At 63.0% G+C, this 18,807-nt stretch carries 14 protein-coding genes and 2 rRNA genes (1 of these 16 only partly in view); 11 read left to right on the plus strand and 5 right to left on the minus strand.

Going from position 1 to position 18,807, the window contains the following annotated elements; genetic code table 11:
- The 5 genes from DT068_RS26535 to DT068_RS26560 form a co-directional block, all read left to right on the plus strand.
- A 23S ribosomal RNA gene (locus DT068_RS26535) occupies nucleotides 1-1,875 on the plus strand; it begins 869 nt to the left of the window's first position.
- 64 nt (nucleotides 1,876-1,939) lie between these two features.
- Nucleotides 1,940-2,054 (plus strand): 5S ribosomal RNA (gene rrf, locus DT068_RS26540).
- 20 nt (nucleotides 2,055-2,074) lie between these two features.
- A complete protein-coding gene (locus DT068_RS26545; protein ID WP_162914475.1) occupies nucleotides 2,075-3,640 on the plus strand; it encodes a hypothetical protein in 1,566 nt (521 codons plus the stop codon).
- 133 nt (nucleotides 3,641-3,773) lie between these two features.
- Nucleotides 3,774-4,406, plus strand: a complete 633-nt coding sequence (locus DT068_RS26550; protein WP_162914476.1) for a hypothetical protein — start codon at nucleotides 3,774-3,776, stop codon at nucleotides 4,404-4,406.
- 355 nt (nucleotides 4,407-4,761) lie between these two features.
- Nucleotides 4,762-5,994 (plus strand): hypothetical protein, encoded by a 1,233-nt coding sequence (locus tag DT068_RS26560; RefSeq protein WP_119392916.1) that lies wholly within the window; start codon nucleotides 4,762-4,764, stop codon nucleotides 5,992-5,994.
- Here DT068_RS26560 and DT068_RS26565 read toward each other — a convergent pair.
- Together DT068_RS26565 and DT068_RS26570 are read right to left on the minus strand one after the other, a co-directional pair.
- Nucleotides 5,978-6,412, minus strand: a complete 435-nt coding sequence (locus tag DT068_RS26565) for a GtrA family protein (protein WP_119392917.1) — start codon at nucleotides 6,410-6,412, stop codon at nucleotides 5,978-5,980. The two genes, DT068_RS26560 and DT068_RS26565, sit on opposite strands and share 17 nt — an antisense overlap.
- A complete protein-coding gene (locus tag DT068_RS26570; protein ID WP_368905266.1) occupies nucleotides 6,400-7,920 on the minus strand; it encodes a UbiA family prenyltransferase in 1,521 nt (506 codons plus the stop codon). Before DT068_RS26570 ends, DT068_RS26565 begins: the two co-directional genes overlap by 13 nt.
- A gap of 162 nt (nucleotides 7,921-8,082) precedes the next feature.
- Between DT068_RS26570 and DT068_RS26575 the strand changes: the two genes are divergently transcribed.
- Both DT068_RS26575 and DT068_RS26580 read left to right on the plus strand, forming a co-directional pair.
- The gene (locus DT068_RS26575; RefSeq protein WP_119392918.1) at nucleotides 8,083-8,724 is read left to right on the plus strand and encodes a glutathione S-transferase family protein; all 642 of its coding nucleotides are present in this window, start codon (nucleotides 8,083-8,085) and stop codon (nucleotides 8,722-8,724) included.
- A gap of 60 nt (nucleotides 8,725-8,784) precedes the next feature.
- Nucleotides 8,785-9,090 (plus strand): hypothetical protein, encoded by a 306-nt coding sequence (locus DT068_RS26580; protein WP_119392919.1) that lies wholly within the window; start codon nucleotides 8,785-8,787, stop codon nucleotides 9,088-9,090.
- Between the two features lie 146 nt (nucleotides 9,091-9,236).
- Here the strand turns inward: DT068_RS26580 and DT068_RS26585 are convergent, their stop codons facing one another.
- Nucleotides 9,237-10,415 carry a patatin-like phospholipase family protein gene (locus DT068_RS26585; protein WP_119392920.1) on the minus strand — a complete coding sequence of 393 codons (1,179 nt, stop codon included), beginning with the start codon at nucleotides 10,413-10,415 and terminating at the stop codon, nucleotides 9,237-9,239.
- A 129-nt stretch (nucleotides 10,416-10,544) separates the two neighbouring features.
- On the opposite strand from DT068_RS26585, the gene DT068_RS26590 reads away from it, so the two are divergent.
- Entirely contained in the window at nucleotides 10,545-11,327 is a 783-nt protein-coding gene (locus DT068_RS26590; RefSeq protein ID WP_119392921.1) for a 3-hydroxybutyrate dehydrogenase, read from the plus strand.
- Nucleotides 11,328-11,346: 19 nt separating this feature from the next.
- Complete coding sequence (locus DT068_RS26595; RefSeq protein WP_119392922.1) at nucleotides 11,347-12,096, plus strand: acetoacetate decarboxylase; 750 nt, start codon at nucleotides 11,347-11,349, stop codon at nucleotides 12,094-12,096.
- A gap of 148 nt (nucleotides 12,097-12,244) precedes the next feature.
- Here DT068_RS26595 and DT068_RS26600 read toward each other — a convergent pair whose 3' ends face one another.
- Nucleotides 12,245-12,664, minus strand: coding sequence for a MerR family transcriptional regulator (locus tag DT068_RS26600; protein ID WP_119392923.1), 420 nt, complete (start codon nucleotides 12,662-12,664; stop codon nucleotides 12,245-12,247).
- Between the two features lie 49 nt (nucleotides 12,665-12,713).
- On the opposite strand from DT068_RS26600, the gene DT068_RS26605 reads away from it, so the two are divergent.
- Nucleotides 12,714-14,840, plus strand: coding sequence for a heavy metal translocating P-type ATPase (locus DT068_RS26605; RefSeq protein ID WP_119392924.1), 2,127 nt, complete (start codon nucleotides 12,714-12,716; stop codon nucleotides 14,838-14,840).
- A gap of 96 nt (nucleotides 14,841-14,936) precedes the next feature.
- Entirely contained in the window at nucleotides 14,937-17,270 is a 2,334-nt protein-coding gene (locus tag DT068_RS26610; RefSeq protein ID WP_119392925.1) for a bifunctional diguanylate cyclase/phosphodiesterase, read from the plus strand.
- Here the strand turns inward: DT068_RS26610 and DT068_RS26615 are convergent, their stop codons facing one another.
- On the minus strand, nucleotides 17,271-18,452 hold the full coding sequence (locus tag DT068_RS26615; RefSeq protein WP_162914477.1) for an MFS transporter: 1,182 nt from the start codon (nucleotides 18,450-18,452) through the stop codon (nucleotides 17,271-17,273). It abuts the gene before it with no gap.
- Nucleotides 18,453-18,807 lie beyond the last annotated feature (355 nt).

The raw sequence follows: 18,807 nt of genomic DNA on the forward strand, positions 1-18,807 counted from the left end.
ATAGGATTACCAAACCTAACCAAACTCCGAATACCTGGAAGTAATGTGCAGCAGTCACACGGTGGGTGCTAACGTCCATCGTGAAGAGGGAAACAACCCTGACCTACAGCTAAGGTCCCCAAATCGTGGCTAAGTTAGGAAGGATGTGAGGATCCCAAAACAACCAGGAGGTTGGCTTAGAAGCAGCCATCCTTTAAAGAAAGCGTAACAGCTCACTGGTCTAAATAAGGGTCTTTGCGCCGAAAATGTATCGGGAATTAAGCCATGTACCGAAGCTTAGGGTGTGTACGCAAGTATACGCGGTAGCGGAACGTTCCGTAAGCCTGTGAAGGAGGACCCGTGAGGGCCTCTGGAGGTATCGGAAGAGCGAATGCTGACATGAGTAACGAGAGGAGTGTGAGAAACACTCCCGCCGAAAGTCCAAGGGTTCCTGCGTAAAGCTAATCTGCGCAGGGTGAGCCGGCTCCTAAGGCGAGGGCGAAAGCCGTAGTCGATGGGAACCACGTTAATATTCGTGGGCCAGCAGGTGGTGACGAATTCAAGAAGCTGTCTGAAGTTATCGGATTCCGAAGGCAGTCAATGAGTTCCAGGAAATAGCCCCTGCATCAGACCGTACCCGAAACCGACACAGGTGGACAGGTAGAGTATACCAAGGCGCTTGAGAGAACGATGCTGAAGGAACTCGGCAAATTACCCTCGTAACTTCGGGATAAGAGGGCCCCGTCGGTGGGCAACCATTGGCGGGGGGCACAGGCTAGGGGGTGGCGACTGTTTAACAAAAACACAGGGCTCTGCGAAATCCTAAGATGACGTATAGGGCCTGACGCCTGCCCGGTGCCGGAAGGTTAAGAGGAGGGGTGCAAGCTCCAAATCGAAGCCCCGGTAAACGGCGGCCGTAACTATAACGGTCCTAAGGTAGCGAAATTCCTTGTCGGGTAAGTTCCGACCTGCACGAATGGCGTAACGACCTCCCCACTGTCTCCAGCATCGGCTCAGTGAAATTGAATTCCCCGTGAAGATGCGGGGTAATTGCGGTCAGACGGAAAGACCCCGTGCACCTTTACTATAGCTTTACACTGGCATTCGTGCTGGCATGTGTAGCATAGGTGGTAGGCTTTGAAGCGGAGGCGCTAGCTTTCGTGGAGCCGAAATGTGAAATACCACCCTTGTTGACATGGATGTCTAACCGCGATCCCTTATCGGGGTCCGGGACAGTGTATGGTGGGTAGTTTGACTGGGGCGGTCGCCTCCCAAAGAGTAACGGAGGCGCGCGATGGTAAGCTCAAGCTGGTCGGAAATCAGCTGTCGAGTGCAATGGCATAAGCTTGCCTGACTGCGAGACTGACAAGTCGAGCAGAGTCGAAAGACGGTCATAGTGATCCGGTGGCCCCATGTGTGGAGGGCCATCGCTCAACGGATAAAAGGTACGCCGGGGATAACAGGCTGATGATTCCCAAGAGTCCATATCGACGGAATCGTTTGGCACCTCGATGTCGGCTCATCACATCCTGGGGCTGGAGCAGGTCCCAAGGGTTCGGCTGTTCGCCGATTAAAGTGGTACGTGAGCTGGGTTCAAAACGTCGTGAGACAGTTTGGTCCCTATCTGCCGTGATTGTAGGAGAATTGAGAGGATTTGTCCTTAGTACGAGAGGACCGGGATGAACGCACCTCCGGTGGACCTGTTATCGCGCCAGCGGTACAGCAGGGTAGCTATGTGCGGACGGAATAACCGCTGAAGGCATCTAAGCGGGAAATCCACCTCGAAACCATTTCTCCCTTGAGAACCGTGGAAGACGACCACGTTGATAGGCCAGGTGTGGAAGCGCTGTAAGGCGTGGAGCTTACTGGTACTAATCGTTCGAACGGCTTGATCGTTCTCATTTTCAATACCCATCGGGTATTGTCGGAAAAACCTAGTTGATTGTCTGTCTTTCGCCGGCCTGGTGGCTATGGCGAGGTGTCTGAACCCGATCCCATCCCGAACTCGGTCGTTAAACGCCTCAGCGCCAATGGTACTTCGTCCTAAGACGCGGAAGAGTAGGTCGCTGCCAGGCCTGCAAAAGACAGACCGAGAATGTGCAAACAACTTCTTCACCATTCCATCAAAACCCGCCGCGCGAGCAATCGCCGGCGGGTTTTTTGTTGTGGCAATAGTGCGCTAGTCTTCTCCCCCATGAGCAAGGAGAAAACCGGGCAGCCTGCCGTGTCGCAGCTCGACATGCGCGCTCACATTTCGCATTTTGGCGGTGCTCTTGGTTACGCCAAATGGTGCCGCAAAAACTCGCTGAAGTTTCTCGCCGGGAAAACGCCGGAGGAAATCGCGGCGGAACAGAAACTGTGGGCGCAGGAGAACACCCGCCGCTCGACCCAGTATGTGCGCTCTCCCGAGAAGCTGATTGAGGATATTTGCTTCGGGCGGATTTCATGGAGGGGTGTCGAGAGCCTTGACTGGCGGAGACTTGCGCGCGCCGTCGCGCTTACCCCGAGCGACACGCCATCGCGCGAATCACTTCTCGAACTTCTGCTCAAAATCAGGAAGGTATCGCCTCGTTTTCTGGTGGAGAGCGCAGTCTTTGGAGTGCGCGAGTTTCCCTGTGCTGTCGCTATTTGCAGCCTGCACGAACGGCGTAATCAATGGCTGAGGAAGCCCGAAGACTGGGTGCCGCCGCCCGACATCTGGGAGGCGAGAGTCTTTTCGCCGGCGGACAAGTGGAGGCGCGAGCTCGGCTCGTTGATTCGCCATCTCATGGTTGATCATCCGGTCCCGCTTTTCATGGATCAGGCGTGGCTCAGGACCGGAAAGAATGCTGAGTCGTTTCGCGAGCTGTATCTGCATGTGGGCAGCGGTAAGGACATCGGATCCGCCAGATTGCCCGTGCAACTCACTCCGGCGATGGCGGATCACATAATGCTGGTGCCCGGCGACTGCATGATCGAAAGCGCGCTGCTCTGGGGACAGATCCATGGTCTGGGTGGCGACAGAGGCCTGGCGGAAGCTGTTATTGGCAGCCGGTCCGGGATGATCTTGTCCCACAATGATTTCTGGCTTTCCGTATATAGCTTCCTCATCGTCCATCCGGACTTCGATCGCCGCAAGATAGGCTCGTTGATGGATTTCCTCTGGGCGCGAAAGTTTGCTCGGAGGAGAGGCTATGACAACGAGGGACGTCGGATCATCATTCCGCCACCACAGCCCGACCTTGCAATGACGGACCTGTCACCGGAAGTGCTTTCACTGCAGATCGACGCGTGGCTCCGCGAGACGGGACCGAAGTGGGACTATTTTTCGCCGGCCCAGCCGAAATCGGGCTTCAGTGGGCTTGAGATTCAGCAAGGCACCAGCACCTGGCGGATCGTCGAGCTACTCTCTCCCGCCGAACTGCGGGATGAAGCGCTGCGCATGAATCATCAACTCATATTCGCGCCTGATATCAGGGCGAAGCGACAATCTTATTCCTTCTGGTCCCTGCGGCGCGAAACGCCGTTCGGAACCCAAAGGCGACAGACAATAATGGTGTCGCAGAGGGGCGAAATCCTGGTGGCGCTCGGCAGGGGTGGCTACCCGCCCAAGGCGAGTGATTTCAGTATCTTGCAGATATGGTCGGAGCGCGCCGGGCTCGATATCGAACCTCTTTACTAGACTAAGCTATCTCTTTCATGCGAAGGGCGCCTCCGCCAAGCACCATTCTGTTCAAATTGCCACTTCGGCTTTACGCAGTATTGACGCCGGCGTGCTGAACTGGGCGCATCAGCACCAACACCGGAACCGTCTCGTGACGCAGGTTAGAGCCGACAAGATTGCGCCGCACCTCTGGACTCGGCTCGCTTTACTCGGCCCCGGCGACCTGTCCGTCAACCAAGCTGCCGTGGTGCAGCCCGAGTCCCTCATGGTTACCGGTCACGGCAGCCCCAACGACGCGCTGTGGTCCGAGATGGTGGAGATCGGTTGGACACGCGAAATCAGGTTGGACCAGCCGGTCCTCACCGCCTCGCGCGCATTCGCTTTCACCGACGCAGGCATCCGCGTCATGACGGAGGCGCTCGCCGAACTGGCCCGCCAGAGGGCGGCGCTGCTCGCAAAGATCGGGGGTTACAGCCCGGGTTCGGCACCCGCTAGCGTGACAGCGGTCTGTGAACGGATCGGCTATCTGTCGACAAAGCTCCTTGCCTTGCTGATCATGGCAAAAGGCCGGGCCTCCGAAACTCACGAAGGCGGCGGCCGTCACGCCGAATACCTGGCAGCCTTGGAGGCGATCGCGCGCGGTGTCGAAGCCGCGGCCCGCGCCGTCGGGGATGCTATCGCAGCCGGACCCGACAGCGACGACGGACGCGATTGGCTCGACCGGACGACCAAGGCGCTCGACTATGCCGACCACATGCTCGGCCTTCGGACGGAACGGTCTTAAGACTGAAGGCATTCGTGTCGCTCGTAACCGTCCGATGAGGGCTGCTGGCTTGCGGGAAGAAAACTACCGTTGAAACGGGAGCAAATCAGAGAATGACGCGTGCGCCTTTTCAAATTCTTCTTTTCCCCTTTCGCGCAGCCCGCTTCTGCGTCAGAGTTTCAGAGCTTTCGTCCGGCCATTAACGCGCCGGAGGAAACGGAGAGGCCGGCGAGCCATGGCCGGAAATGATGGGTGCAGGGGCTTCTTAACAATCTCCTCAACCCGAAGGGCCTGCTCGGCAGCCTTCAACCGGGCCTCAAGCGAATCAGCCGCACTTCCTCTATGATTCGCCTCCGCAATTGCCAGGGGCGGGAACATGCGCGCGGGCATCGAAACCATGGGGAAACGCAATCTGCTGCTCCTGCTGGGGGCGGGAGCCTTGTGCGTGCTGCTGCTGGCGGTGGCCTTCTTTAGGGCCTTGACCGAGGCCGGCGGCACCAATGCCTATGCGCTCGTCGCCGAGGGCCTGCTGTCCGGCAGGTCCGACGTGTCGGCCTGCTTCGGCGCGGATTGCGGCATGCGCGACGGCAAGACCTATATCGTCTTCCCGCCTTTCCCGGCGCTCCTCGCGATGCCGCTGGTCGCGCTGTTCGGCATCTACACCAAGGGCTTCGTCGCCCTCTCGATCGCGCTCTGGGCGGCAGCCCTTGCCTTGTGGAACCGCATCTTCAGGAGCTACGGCCTCTCCGACGACCAGCGGCTGTGGCTGGTGGCCGCGATCGGCTTCGCCAGCCCTCTTTACTATGTGGTGCTGCGCGGCGACGGCGTCTGGTTCTTCGCCCAGTCGGTCGCCTTCTTCTTCATCGCTCTTGCCATCCATGAGGTGGTGGTGGGCCGCCGTCCGGTGACGGCGGGGCTGGCGCTCGGCTGCGCGCTCCTGTCGCGGCAGATGTCGATCTTCTATGCGCCGCTGCTTCTGCTGCTGGCCTTCCGGCCGGACGAGCCGCTCCTGCGCATCACTGCAGCGCGCATCGCCGCCGCTTTCAAGCTCGGCCTGCCGATCCTCGCCGCTCTCGCCGTCTATCTGGCCTATAACTACTGGCGCTTCGGCGATCCTCTCGATTCGGGCTACAATACTATCCAGTTCACCGCCGATGGCAGCGTGCTCGGTGAAAGAGTGGCGGCTTACGGGCTATGGAATATCCACTATGTTCCGTTCAACCTGTTCTACTTCCTGCTCCAGGGTTTCCACGCCGATTTCACCGGCCCGGCGCGCTTGACGCTCGGCAGTCTCGACAATGCCGGCACCGCCATACTGGCGGCCAGCCCTTGGCTGCTGCTGCTGTTCTTCACACGCCTCGGCCGCATCGAGTTCTTCGCTCTTCTGCTGATCGCGGGCTTTTCGGCAGCGCTCCTGTTCTACCACTCCAACGGCTTCAGCCAGTACAATGCGCAGCGCTATGTGCTGGACTGGCTGCCGGCGGCGCTGCTCGTTCTGGTGCCCGCGCTCACCCAGGCGCGGCTCGAGATCTTCCGGCTGCTGGTCACCTGGGGCGTCGTGCTCAATGTGGCGACGGTCGCGGTGCTGGCGCTCACGAAGTCGGGTTAGTCCGCGGCTTCACCCGGAAGGTGATCTCGCGATGGGCGATATAGTTGGCGGCGGCGCCAACCGCGATTGCCGCGCCGTGCGCCAAGGCCTCGATGATCGGTGATCGTCCGGCGATGAACTCGCCCAGGGCCACGAGGCCCAGCGCCGTGACGAGGACGAGGACGGCCACCGCGATGTTGACCGCGATGAAGGCGATGATCTGGCCCATCAGCGAGCGGTCGCTCGCCGTCCACACATAGCGCCGGTAGAGCAGGAAGCCCGCCAGCATGCCGATCGCATAGGCGACCATGACGGCAGTCCCGAAAGGCATCCACAGAGAGAGGATCATGCGGGCGAACCAGCTCACCGCCGCGGCAAGCGTGCCGCAGACCAGGAAGGCGAGCAGCGGCCCCTCGAGCCTCGCGATCAGGCGAGCCATGGCAGTCGGTTCCCGAAAGCCGCGGCGAGGAAAGCGAGACCGAGGGCGGCGCCGAGCACGAGGCTCGGCCGGTCCCGCAGGGCGAAAGCAACCGGATCGTCATCGAGCTCGCCGCGCTGCGACAAAAGCCAGATGCGCGACAGCCACAGAAGGATGATCGCCGGCGCGAACCACAGGAATTCCGGCGCGCCATAGAAGGCGGCACGGAAGGCGTCGGCGGAGAGATAGAGCGACAGCAGCACTACCGACGAGAGCGCCGAGCCGACGCCCAGGGCCAGAAGGAGGGGCTCGTCGCGCGTGTCATAGCCGCGGCCGACGCTCTTCTCCATGGCATAAGCGCGCAGGCGGACCAGCTCGACATGGCGCTTGGCGAGCGAGATCGAGAAGAACAGCGCCATCGAGAAGACGAACAGCCAGGGTGACAGCGCCGCACCGATGGTGACGACGCCGAGCAGCAGCCGCAAGGTGAACAGTGCGGCGAGCGCCATGACATCGACGATCGGCACCCGCTTCAGCTTGAAGGAATAGAGCAGCGTCGTCGCGCCATAGAGGGCCAGGACGGCGGAACCCGCCGGACCCAAGGCAAGGGCGAGCCCCGCCGCGATGGCGAGGAGGCCCGGAACCAGCAGCAGGGCCACCGGAATGGGCATGCGTCCCGAAGCGAGGGGGCGGTTGCGCTTCGACCAGTGCTTGCGGTCATCGGCGAGATCGGACAGGTCATTCACCAGATAGGTGGCGGAAGCCAGGAGGCCGATGGCGAGGAAGGCGAGGCCGGCATCGAGCCAGGCGTCGACATTCCCGAGCTTGCCGGCGAGCGCCACCGGGGCGAGGACGAGCGCGTTCTTGGCCCATTGCTGCAGGCGGATCGATTTGAGCAGGCTCTTTGCGGTGAGGCGGGGGCCGTCGAAATCGACCGTCGGCTTGCCGAGCGCCCGCGCCTTGCGGCGTGTGGCCTGGGAAGCGCCGACGGTCACGACGCCCGCAGCATGTCTCCAGATATGGAGATCGGCCGGTGAATCGCCCGCATAGATGAAGCCTTGTGGATATTCGGCCCGAAGCGTGTCGGCCTTGCGAGCGCCCTTGAGGTTGCGCGCGCCATCAGAAGCGATGACCCGGCTCAGTAAGGCAAAACGGCGCCTGAAGCGGCTGGCGAGCAGCTCGTCCGCGGCGGTCGCCAGCACCACCGGCCGGCCGGCCCGCATCTCATTCTCGGCCAGGGGGACAAGCCCCTCATTGGCAGGGATGAGGTCGGTGTCGAGGGGGGCGATGGCTGCGAGCTTGCGCTTGAGATGCGCGCGCCCGCCGGCCAGCAGCCAATAGAAGCAGGAGAACACCACCAGGATGTTGCCGCGCAGGGCGACGACGAAGCTCTCGAACAGGAGGTCGCCGGCGATCAGGCAGCGGTCGAGGTCGAGGATCAGCGGCACGGTGAGGGGCATTTCGGCGAAATGCGACACCGTCTGGGCCTCCTGGACGCTTTTTTGCGCCCTTCTGCGCCGATTTGACATGGACCTGTGCACTCCCGGATTGGAGCAGGTCACCGAGCACGAACCGTGCCATCGGCCGCGCCGGGATGGCAGAGGCTCGGTTAAGATTAACGGCCGGCGCTGGACAGGCGGCGCCGATCCGGGTTTATGGACCCCGGACAGAAGCCTGCCGGGGGAGGACAGATGACACGCTACAAGCTTTATGGACGCTATGGCTGGGGCTCCGTCCTCACCGAGGCGCAGCTCGACTGGTATGGATTGGCCTTTGACTTCGTCGATGCTGGCGATCTCTTCGAGGACGCGTCGGCGCGCCGGTCGCTCGGCAAGCTCAATCCCCTGGCGCAGGTTCCCGTTCTCATCCTTCCCGACCAGCAGGTGATGACCGAGAGCGCCGCCATCACGTTCCATCTCGCCGATGCGGCGGGCAGCCATGAGCTTGTGCCGCAGTCCGGCGAGCCGGCGCGGCCGCGCTTCCTGCGCTGGCTCATCTTCATCGTCGCCAACATCTATCCGACCTTCACCTATGCCGATGTGCCAACCCGCTTCGTTCCGGACGGGAAGGCGGCGACAGGCTTCCGCGCCAATGTGGATGATTACCAGAAGAAGCTCTGGCGCATGGTCGAGGCGGAGGCGGGAGCCCCCTGGTTTCTCGGCGAACGGTTCTCGGCGCTCGATATCTATATCGCGGTGATGACGCGCTGGCGGCCCAATCGCCCGTGGTTCGAGGCGAACACGCCGAAGCTCGCGGCGCTGGCGGATCGCGGCAGCGACCTTCCCAAGCTCAAGCCGGCGCTCCTGCGCAATTACCCGCCGGAGACGGACTGAGCCTGTCCTTCCGGCGAGAGGCGCGGTATCCTTGCATCGTTCACAAGGGAGGTTCCCGTCATGCTGCGTATCCTGATTCCCTCGGCCAGCCTGCTTGCCCTGATGGCTTTCGCCGCAAGCGCGGAGGAGATAGAGGTCTTGGGCTGCGCCGCGGCGGGCGTTGAGCCCAACTGCATCATCCTCGAGGCGGCGGGCAAGACCTACAATATCACGGCCGCGCAGCCGACGCCGGTACCGGGGACCTATGGCAGGCTCAAAGGCACCATCGCCGACAAGATGTCGACCTGCCAGCAGGGCGTGATCGTCGATCCGGCCACCTGGGAGGTGGAGCCCGGCAAGCAATGTCCGGTCGAGACGTCGCAATAGATTTACCCTCTCCCTTGTGGGGAGGGTCGGCCCAAAGGGCCGGGGTGGGGGTCGGGTGGTCTCTCCGCATTTTGCAAGCGGAAGTACTGCGATACCACCCGACCCCCACCCCTAACCCCTCCCCACAAGGGGGAGGGGAATTTAAGCTAAGCCCCGCGGCGCAGGCCCTCGGCGAGACGGTGCACGTCATGCACCCAGATGCCGCCGCCATCGGGCGGCAGATCGAGCCACTGCTTCTGCTTCAGCGTATTCAGCGTGTCCTCATAGCCCGATTGCCAATGCTCGCGCATCGAGGTGCCGGAAAATTCGTAATCCTTGGCGTGCCCCTCATAGGCCTTCTGCTGATAGATCAGGTGGATGATGGTGAGTTCGGGCAGGTCCGAGAGCTCCTTGATCCAGCGCGCCTCGTCCTCGCTGAGATCCTTCTTGGGGATACGGGCAAGGGCGGCATGGGTGCGCAGCTTCCATTTCTGCAGCTTCCGGTACATGTCGGTGTTGTAGCGGGTGCGCGAGGAATACATGATGTCCTTATGGCGGCCCATGACGTCGGCCATCTCGCGCGGCAATGTGCCCCGGGCGCTGAACAGATCGACCTGGAAGACCAGCGTGTTCAGGCTGTCCTCCTGCTCGAGCAGATGCTGCAGCGGCGTGTTGGAGACGATGCCGCCGTCCCAGAAATAATCGGTGCCGATCTTCACCATCGGCAATGCCGGGGGCAAGGCACCGCTCGCCATCACATGCTCCGGCGTGATCTCCTCGTCGCGATTGTCGAAATAGACGAAATTGCCGGTCAGCACATTGACGGCACCGACCGAGAAGCGCGATCGGTGCTCGTTGATCAGCGAGAAATCGACGAGGTCGAGCAAAGTGTCGCGCAAAGGGGCGCTGTCATAGAAGCTCGTCGCGGTCCTGGCACCTGCCGGGCTGAACCACGGGTTCATCACGTGCGGGCGAAAGAAGCCCGGCTGGCCGTCGTTCAATGTCATGTAGGATGAGATCGAGTTGCGCATGCGGCGGAACATGTCGCCATCCGGCGTGAAGGACCAGATCTTGCGGGCGGTGATGCGTTCCCAGAACTCGCGCAAGCGGGCAAGACGACGCTCGCGCGGATTGCCGGCGATGATCGCGGCGTTGATGCCGCCGATCGAGACGCCGGTCACCCAGTCGGGCTCGATCCCGGCTTCATGAAGCGCCTGATAGACGCCCGCCTGATAGGCGCCAAGCGCGCCGCCGCCCTGGAAGATAAGGGCAACACGTTCGCAGCGTGCCGGCCGCCAGCCAACGCTTTTCTGACCGGCCGCCGGCTGTTCGACTTTCTTGTCCATGATCCGCCCCGAATTTTTCTCGTCCCCGGAAGCAAACCAATGCGGTGTGACACGCGCATGACGCCTTGTTGTCACAAGACTTAAATGAAACCTCCGTTAGCTCAGTTTCATCGTCCAGGGAGCTGAGACATGACGACAGAGAGAAGCGCCATCGTCACCGGATCGACGAGCGGCATCGGGCTTGCGATTGCGACGGCGCTGGCGCAGTCCGGCCACGACGTGATGCTGAACGGCCTCGGCAAGCCCGAAGAGATCGAGGCCACCCGAGCACGCCTCGCCGATCAACATGGCGTCGAGGTGCTCTATAGCGGCGCCGACATGTCGAGCCCGGAAAGCGTAGGCGAAATGGTGGCCAAGGCCGAGCAGGCCTTCGGCAAGGTCGATATCCTTGTCAACAATGCCGGCATCCAGCATGTGGCGCCGATCGAGGAATTCCCGGCCGGAAAATGGGACCAGATCCTCGCCATCAACCTGTCCGCGTCCTTCCATACGATCCGGCATGCGCTGCCGGGGATGAAGAGCCGCAAATTCGGCCGCATCATCCAGCTCGCCTCCGCCCATGCGCTGGTGGCATCGCCCTTCAAGAGCGCCTATGTCGCGGCAAAGCACGGCATCGCCGGCCTCACCAAGACGGTGGCGCTGGAAGGTGCGGAGCATGGCGTCACCGCCAATGCCGTATGCCCGGGCTATGTGCTGACTCCCTTGGTCGAGAAGCAGATCCCCGAACAGGCGAAAGCACGCGGCATCTCGGAAGATGCCGTCATCCGCGATGTGCTGCTGGCGGCGCAGCCAACCAAGCGCTTCGTCACGGTGGAGGAAGTCGCCTCCCTGGTCCTGTTCCTCGCCGGCGATACGGCGGGCTCGATCACCGGTGCCATCATCCCGATCGATGGCGGCTGGACCTGCCACTAACTCATCTGGGGATCGTTCCATGCGCATCGCCGATATCCTCGATCTGCCATCCATGCCGCTGGCGGGACCGAGCTATCCCAAGGGGCCGTATCGTTTCGTCAACCGCGAATACATGATCATCACCTATGAGACCGATGCGGAGCTCGTCCGCGAGCAGCTGCCGGAACCGCTCGAGCCCGTCGAGCGGCCGCTGGTTCATTACGAATGGATCAGGATGCCGGACAGCTCGGGCTTCGGCAGCTACACGGAATCCGGCATGGTCATTCCCTGCCGCCACCAGGGCGCGGAGATGAGTTTCGTGGCCCAGATGTATCTCGATGACGATCCGCCGATCGTCGCCGGGCGCGAGATCTGGGGCTTCCCCAAGAAATATGCGCATCCCAGGCTCGAAGTGGTGAAAGACACCCTGACCGGCACGCTCGACTATGGCGGCCAGCTCGTCGCCATGGGCACCATGGGCTACAAGCATGAGAGCATGGCGGGCAATGGCGAGAAGACCACCGCCATATTGAGCAAGACGCAAGTCAACCTGAAGATCATCCCGGGCGAGGACGGGCGCCACGATATCTGCGAGCTCATCGCCTATAATCTCACCGAGATCACCGTCAAAGGCTCATGGATCGGGCCGGGGCGGCTCCATCTCGTGCCGCATGTCAATGCGCCGGTCGCCGATCTGCCAGTACGCCGGATCGTCGGCGCCCATCATTTCATCGCCGACCTCACACTGCCCTATGGCCGCGTGATCCATGATTATCTCAAGCAGGATTGATTACTCTCAATCGTCATCCCCGCTTTCGCCGGGATGACGGTTTGCGAACTTTTGTTATCGTCCGGCAGTCGCTTCTGCACGCCCTTGCGGGAAGCGGCGATGATGATTGGATGAAGGATCATCGCCCTCATCCGCTTGATCCGCCGAATCAATGTGACGCCTGGCACAGCCGGTGATCGCTCAGGACTTCGATGACGCGGCAATCGCAGACGCGGCCATGGCCGCATTCCGCCACCATGCGCTTCAGCTCCTTCTGCAGCGCTTTCAGGCGGGTGAGGCGCTGCTCCACCTCATCGAGCCTGCGGCGGGCGATGTCGTCGGCCCGCTCGCAACTTGTCTGCGGATTGTCGGACAGGCTCAACAACTCACGGATGGCCTCGATCGGGAAGCCGAGCTCGCGGGCATGGCGGATGAAGGTCAGCCGTTTCTGGTCTTTCCTGTCGTAAAGGCGATGGCCGCCCTCGGTGCGGGTAAAGGGAGTCAGAAGGCCGATCGTCTCGTAATAGCGGATCGTCTGGACTTTGGTGGCGGTCGCTTCCGCCAGCCTGCCAATGGTCAAACCGGACATGCAATTTTCCTCTTGAACCTCTAGTGACTAGAGATTGTAGGGCTGGGTCATGATGTCAAGAGAGCCCCGCCAGCACAAATTCAAGATCACCGGCATGGACTGCGCCAGCTGTGCCCGCAAGATCGAAACCGCCGTCGGCCGCATCGAAGGCGCCAGCGCCGTCAGCGTCGGCCTCGCCAGCGAGACGCTCAGCGTCAGGCTGGCCGGGCCCGAACGGGCCGATGAGATCAGGGCAGCGGTCAAGAGCCTCGGCTATGGGATCGGCGCTGATGCGGCGACCGGCAGGGCGCAGCATGACCACGATCATGCCAAGCCCATCGAAGGCGCCTGGTGGCAGTCGGCCAAGGGCCGGCTCGTCCTCCTTACCGGTGGTCTGATCGCTGCCGCCTATCTGACCATGCTGATCGCGCCCACGGTCTCGGTCTGTGTATTTCTCGCCGCCTGCGTCGTCGGCGCCATCCCGGTCGTCCGGCGCGCCATCGCCGCGGCTCGGCTCGGCTCCCTCTTCATCATCGAGATGCTGATGGCGATCGCGGTCATCGGTGCCGTCATCATCAACGCAACCGAAGAGGCGGCCCTTGTCGTCTTTCTCTTTGCGGCCGGCGAATTGCTGGAAGGCATCGCTGCCGGCCGGGCCCGCTCCGGCATCAGGGCGCTCGCCGACATCGCGCCCAAGACCGCGATGGTCGAAAGCGAAGGCGGCCCGGTCGAGACGCCGATCAGCGCCATCGCGATCGGCCAGGTCATCGTCGTGCGCCCGGGTGACCGGGTGGCGGCGGATGCGACCATCCTGTCGGGCACATCGGCGCTCGATGAATCGGCGCTCACCGGTGAATCCGTGCCGCGCGTGAAGCAGCCGGGCGATCTGGTGCTCGCCGGCTCGATCAACACGGAAGCGATGCTGCGCTGCCGGGTGGAAAAGGCGGCCGAGGACACGCTCATCGCGCGCGTCGTGAAGCTGGTCGAGGAAGCGGCCGATGCGAAAGCGCCGACCGAGCGCTTCATCGACACCTTCTCGCGCTATTACATGCCGGCCATCTGCGCGCTGGCGCTGGCGGTGGCGCTGGTGCCCCCGCTCGCCTTCGCCGGCGACTGGTCGACCTGGATCTATCGCGCTCTGGCGTTGCTCCTCATCGGCTGTCCCTGCGCGCTGGTCATCTCGACGCCGGCGGCCATCGCCTCGGCGCTTGCGGCCGGCGCCAGGCGCGGCCTCCTGGTCAAGGGCGGCGGCGTGCTGGAGGCGATCGGCAAGGTGAAGGCGATCGCCTTCGACAAGACCGGCACGCTCACCGAGGGAAAGCCGAAAGTGACGGATATCGTGGCGCTGGCCGATGTGACGGAAGCCGACCTGCTGCGCATCGCGGCCGCCGCGGAAGCGGCCTCCTCGCATCCTTTGGCGGTCGCGGTCGTCGCCCATGCCAGGGCGTCGAAAATCGTTTTCACGCCGGCCAGCCATTCGCAGGTGCTGCCGGGCAAGGGGCTGAGCGCCAGGGTCGATGGCCGGATCGTCACCATCGGGGCGCCGGCGCGGCTTGGCGTCACCAGCGCCGATGTTCTCGAACGAGCGCGCGCCCTCGAGGCCGAGGGCAAGAGCGTCTCGGCGCTGCAGTCGCAAGGCAAGGTGCTGGGTCTCATCGCGCTGCGCGATGAGCCGCGCGCCGATGCCGTGCAGGGTGTGAAGGAGGTGCTGGGTCTCGGCATCCGGCCGGTGATGCTGACCGGCGACAACCGCGCCAATGCCGAAGCCGTCGGCAGGGCGCTCGGCATGGAGGTGAATGCCGAGCTCCTGCCGGAAGACAAGCTCGCTTTCATCAGAAAGCTCGCGCAAGGCGAGGGCGGGGTCGCCAAGGTCGGCGACGGCATCAATGATGCGCCGGCGCTGGCGGCGGCAACGGTCGGCATCGCCATGGGCTCGGGCGCCGATGTGGCGCTCGAGGCTGCCGATGCGGCGGTGCTCAACAACCGGGTCAGCGATGTGGCGGCGCTTATACGCCTGTCGCGCCGTACCCTCAGGGTGATCGGTGAGAATGTGACCATCGCCCTCGGACTCAAGGCGGTGTTCCTGGTCACGACCCTGCTCGGCATGACCGGTCTGTGGATCGCCATCCTGGCCGATACCGGCGCCACCGTGCTGGTGACGGCCAATGCGTTAAGACTTCTTAAGAGAGCTTCGTGAAACGGAAAAATCCCCTTAGGTAATTCTTAACTGCCGCCGTCCACGGATTTTTAGAACTTTACCTGCAATTTTCTGCATAGTTGAAGGGGCGGCACTATGCTGAAAGTTTTGACCTGTCTGACTGTGGAGCATGACCTGAGGCTCGTGGCGGTTGCAGCCGTGATTTGCGCCTTCGGCAGTCTCGTGGCCATGCGGCTCTTCATGCGGGCGCAGATCTCGGGAGGCCCCATCCGGCGGCAATGGCTGGTCATGGCAGGCGTCGCGGCAGGCAGTGCTACCTGGGCGACACATTTCCTCGCCATGCTCGCTTTCGCGCCAGGGCTGCCCACCGGCTATGATCCGGCGCTTACATCCTTTTCGCTCCTCGTCGCCATCGCGGCCTCGATCACGGCATTCGCTGTGGCCGGCTACCGGCCGTTGGTGGGTGGCGCGCTCGCCGGTCTTGGCATCAGCGCCATGCACTATACCGGCATGGCGGGATTCCGGACCGCCGGCATCGTCCAATGGGACCCGGTGCTCGTCGCCGTCTCGGTCATCGCCAGCGTCGCCTTCGGCATGTTCGCGCTCCATCTCACCCGCCTGGCCGACAACTGGCGCGGCCGTTTTGGCGCGGCGGGGGTTTTCGTCCTCGCCATCTGCAGCCTGCATTTCACCGCCATGGGTGCCGTCACCATCCTGCCCGATCCTCTGGTCGAGGTGCCGGTCGGCGCCGTGCCGAACCATGTGATGGTGTTCTTCATTGCGGCCGTCGCGGCGCTCGTCATCGCCATCGGCGTCTCCGCCTATTTCGCCGACAAGAGCGCCTATGGCGAGGCGCAGACGCGGCTCAGACGGCTCGCCAATGCCGCGATCGAGGGCCTGGTCATCGTCAAGGACAACCGTATCGTCGATGTCAATACGAGCTTCGAGGAGCTCACCGGCTATCGGCGCGACAAGATCACCGATCGCGGCCTCCTCGGCGACATCCTCACCGTCGAAGGCATCGACCCGCAAACGGAGAGTCTCAGGACCGAGGGTGTGCTGCGCAGCCATGACGGGCGGCAGATTCCGGTCGAGCTCCTGTCGAAGCCCGACGATGTCCTGGCCGGCGCCCGGGTCTATTCGGTGCGCGATCTCACCGAGAAGAAATCGGCGGAAGGGCGCATCCACTATCTCGCGCATTTCGATCCGCTCACCGGCCTGCCCAACCGCAATTCCTTCCTCGACCAGCTCGAGGCCGAGATCACCAGGATGCAGGACCAGAACCGGCGCTTCGCGCTGCTCAGCTTCGATCTCGACCGCTTCAAGGAGACCAATGACGTGTTCGGCCATGCGGCGGGTGATATCGTGCTGGCCGAGATATCGAAGCGGCTGAAGGCCGGCCTCAGGGCGTCCGAATATATCGCGCGCTTCGGCGGCGATGAATTCTTCGCCGTCCTCCCGGCCGGCGACGACCCGGAACCGGTCATGGCCTTTGCCGAGCGCATCCTTTCGGCAGTGCGCGAGCCGCTTACCGTCGACGACAACGAGCTGTTCATCGGCGCGAGCGTCGGCATAGCTCTCTTCCCGGATGATGGACGCACGAGCACCGAGCTCATGGCCAATGCCGATCTCGCCATGTACCGCGCCAAGGAAACGGCCGGCAGCAAGGCGTGCTTCTTCGAATCGGGCATGGATCTGCAGGTGCGTGAGCGCCGCAGCCTGGCGCGCGATCTCAGGCAGGCTTTGGCGCAGGACGAGTTCGAGCTCTTCTACCAGCCGCAGTCGCGGCTCACCGACAACCGCACCATCGGCTATGAGGCGCTGATCCGCTGGCAGCATCCGACCCGCGGCCTGATCTCGCCGGCGGAATTCATCCCGATCGCCGAGGAGACCGGGCTCATCGTGCCGATCGGCGAATGGGTGCTGCGCAAGGCCTGCGCCACGGCGGCGTCATGGGCCGAGCCCTACCGGATCGCGGTCAATCTCTCGCCGGTCCAGTTCACCCATGGCAATCTGCCCGAGACGGTGCACGGCATCCTCATCGAGACCGGCCTGTCGCCGAAGCGCCTCGAGCTCGAAGTGACGGAATCGCTCCTGATCACCGATCCCGACATGGCGCTGCACACGCTGAGGCGGCTGAAGATGCTCGGCGTCGCGATCGCCATGGACGATTTCGGCACCGGCTATTCCTCGCTGTCGACGCTGCAGTCCTTCCCCTTCGACAAGATCAAGATCGACCGCTCCTTCATCGACAAGCTCGGCAAGCAGCGCAAATCGGCCTCGATCGTCCGCGCCGTTCTGGCGCTGGGGCGCAGCCTCGAGATTCCCGTCCTCGCCGAGGGCATCGAGACCAAGGCGCATCTCGATTTCCTGCGCAACGAAGGCTGCGACGAGGCGCAAGGCTACTTCCTCGGCCGGCCGATGCCGGTGGGGCTGATGTTCCCGCAAGCGGCGGCGGTGCTGGCCTGATCAGAGGCTGCTGGCCAAAGGCCGGGCTGCCCGCTTCAGCAGCATCTGGAACAGCAGGATGAAGACGAGGGTCGCGGCCATGGCGACGGCGCAAAGCCCGAAGGCGAAGCTCGTCGACTGCTCGGTCGCGATCCAGCCGAAGAACCATGGCGCCAAGACGCGCGGCATGCCGGCGACGAGTGAGACGATGCCTAAGGCCCTGGCGCGGTTCTCCGTCATGTGCCGGGCGGTGATGGCGAAGATCGCCGGAATGACGCAGGCGGTGCCGAAGCCGGTGATGGCGAAAGCCAGCGTGCTCAGAAGGAAATCGCGCGACAGGCCGATCATCAGGAAACCTGCCGTCGCCAGCAGCAGAGAGCCGACGATCAGCGGCACATCGCCGAAGCGGGCGCGGATACCGTCGCCGCCGAAGCGCACGGCCGCATTGCACAGCCCGTAGAAGGCGGCGCCGAGGCCCGCAATTGCCGCGAGCGCCGGCGCCTGCTCGTCGAGAAGCTTCGCCGACCACATGATCGCCGCGGTCTCGCCGGTGATGACGAGGCCGGCGGCGAGACCCAGTATGATGAGCGGCATCATCCTGGGGGCAGGGGCGCCCGGCGTGGCGCGTGCCATGGCCGAGAACCGGCGCGGCAGCCGGCGATGGATAAACAGGATCGCCGCCAGCACGCCAAAGGCCAGGATGGCGGCCGCCCATAAGGGGCTTGCATCCACCATCAGGAGGCTGGCGATGAGCGCCGAAACCGCCATGGTGGCGGAGGCGGCGGCGTGGAAGCGCGTGAAGATGGGGCGCCTGAGATCGCTCTCCACATAGCTCGCTTCGGCATTCATGAAGACATCGAGCACGCCCTGGACCGCGCCGAAGAAGATCAGCGCCAGCAGGAACCAGAGGGGAGTCGCCGCCAGCAGCAGCACTGTCTCGCTCACCGCGATGAAAGGCAGGCTCGTCAGGATGATGGCGCGGTTGGTGGCGAAGCGGGCAAGGGTCCCGGCCCATGACATCGTCATGACATAGGCGATGCCATAGAAGGTGATGCCAAGGCCGAGCGTCAGGCTGTCGACCGAGGCATTGCGCGTGATGGCCGGTATCGAGCCCGCCCACAGGCCGGCGGACAGGCCATAGGCGATGAAGGCCGCGGTCACGGCGGCGCGCGGCGAAACGAAATGCCGGGGTTGGGGGAGCATGGCGGCGCGAACCCTATAATTGTGCGGCACTGATCCGGCAAGCGCGTCCGGCGCAGGGCTCATGCCCCAGCGATGACAAAACTGCATGACGGCACGAGAACACGGCCTCAGGCGTCTTCTGCACACCACTTTCCGTCATCCCGGCGCAAGCCCGGGATCCCCTGAATAAGCGCAGTTCGGGCGGCGCTGCTCGCATGGAGAGAATTCAATGGATCCCGACTTTCGCCGCTATTGGATTCACATATCGTAGAAGGGATTGCGACCTTGCCCTCTCCCCGCTTCAGCGGGGAGAGGGAGGGACCCATTGCGGAAGCAATGGGAGGGTGAGGGGCCTGTATGAAAGTTGCGCGCAGGC

Source organism: Taklimakanibacter lacteus, from assembly GCA_003576695.1.
Classification (GTDB): Bacteria; Pseudomonadota; Alphaproteobacteria; order Rhizobiales; family Aestuariivirgaceae; genus Taklimakanibacter; species Taklimakanibacter lacteus.

Bases quoted from the DNA above. Each gene is read 5' to 3' on its own strand.
- DT068_RS26545 (WP_162914475.1), top strand. From the start codon at position 2,075: ATGTGCAAACAACTTCTTCACCATTCCATCAAAACCCGCCGCGCGAGC.
- DT068_RS26560 (WP_119392916.1), top strand. From the start codon at position 4,762: ATGCGCGCGGGCATCGAAACCATGGGGAAACGCAATCTGCTGCTCCTG.
- DT068_RS26565 (WP_119392917.1), bottom strand. From the start codon at position 6,412: ATGGCTCGCCTGATCGCGAGGCTCGAGGGGCCGCTGCTCGCCTTCCTG.
- DT068_RS26570 (WP_368905266.1), bottom strand. From the start codon at position 7,920: ATGTCAAATCGGCGCAGAAGGGCGCAAAAAAGCGTCCAGGAGGCCCAG.
- DT068_RS26575 (WP_119392918.1), top strand. From the start codon at position 8,083: ATGACACGCTACAAGCTTTATGGACGCTATGGCTGGGGCTCCGTCCTC.
- DT068_RS26580 (WP_119392919.1), top strand. From the start codon at position 8,785: ATGCTGCGTATCCTGATTCCCTCGGCCAGCCTGCTTGCCCTGATGGCT.
- DT068_RS26585 (WP_119392920.1), bottom strand. From the start codon at position 10,415: ATGGACAAGAAAGTCGAACAGCCGGCGGCCGGTCAGAAAAGCGTTGGC.
- DT068_RS26590 (WP_119392921.1), top strand. From the start codon at position 10,545: ATGACGACAGAGAGAAGCGCCATCGTCACCGGATCGACGAGCGGCATC.
- DT068_RS26595 (WP_119392922.1), top strand. From the start codon at position 11,347: ATGCGCATCGCCGATATCCTCGATCTGCCATCCATGCCGCTGGCGGGA.
- DT068_RS26600 (WP_119392923.1), bottom strand. From the start codon at position 12,664: ATGTCCGGTTTGACCATTGGCAGGCTGGCGGAAGCGACCGCCACCAAA.
- DT068_RS26605 (WP_119392924.1), top strand. From the start codon at position 12,714: ATGATGTCAAGAGAGCCCCGCCAGCACAAATTCAAGATCACCGGCATG.
- DT068_RS26610 (WP_119392925.1), top strand. From the start codon at position 14,937: ATGCTGAAAGTTTTGACCTGTCTGACTGTGGAGCATGACCTGAGGCTC.
- DT068_RS26615 (WP_162914477.1), bottom strand. From the start codon at position 18,452: ATGCTCCCCCAACCCCGGCATTTCGTTTCGCCGCGCGCCGCCGTGACC.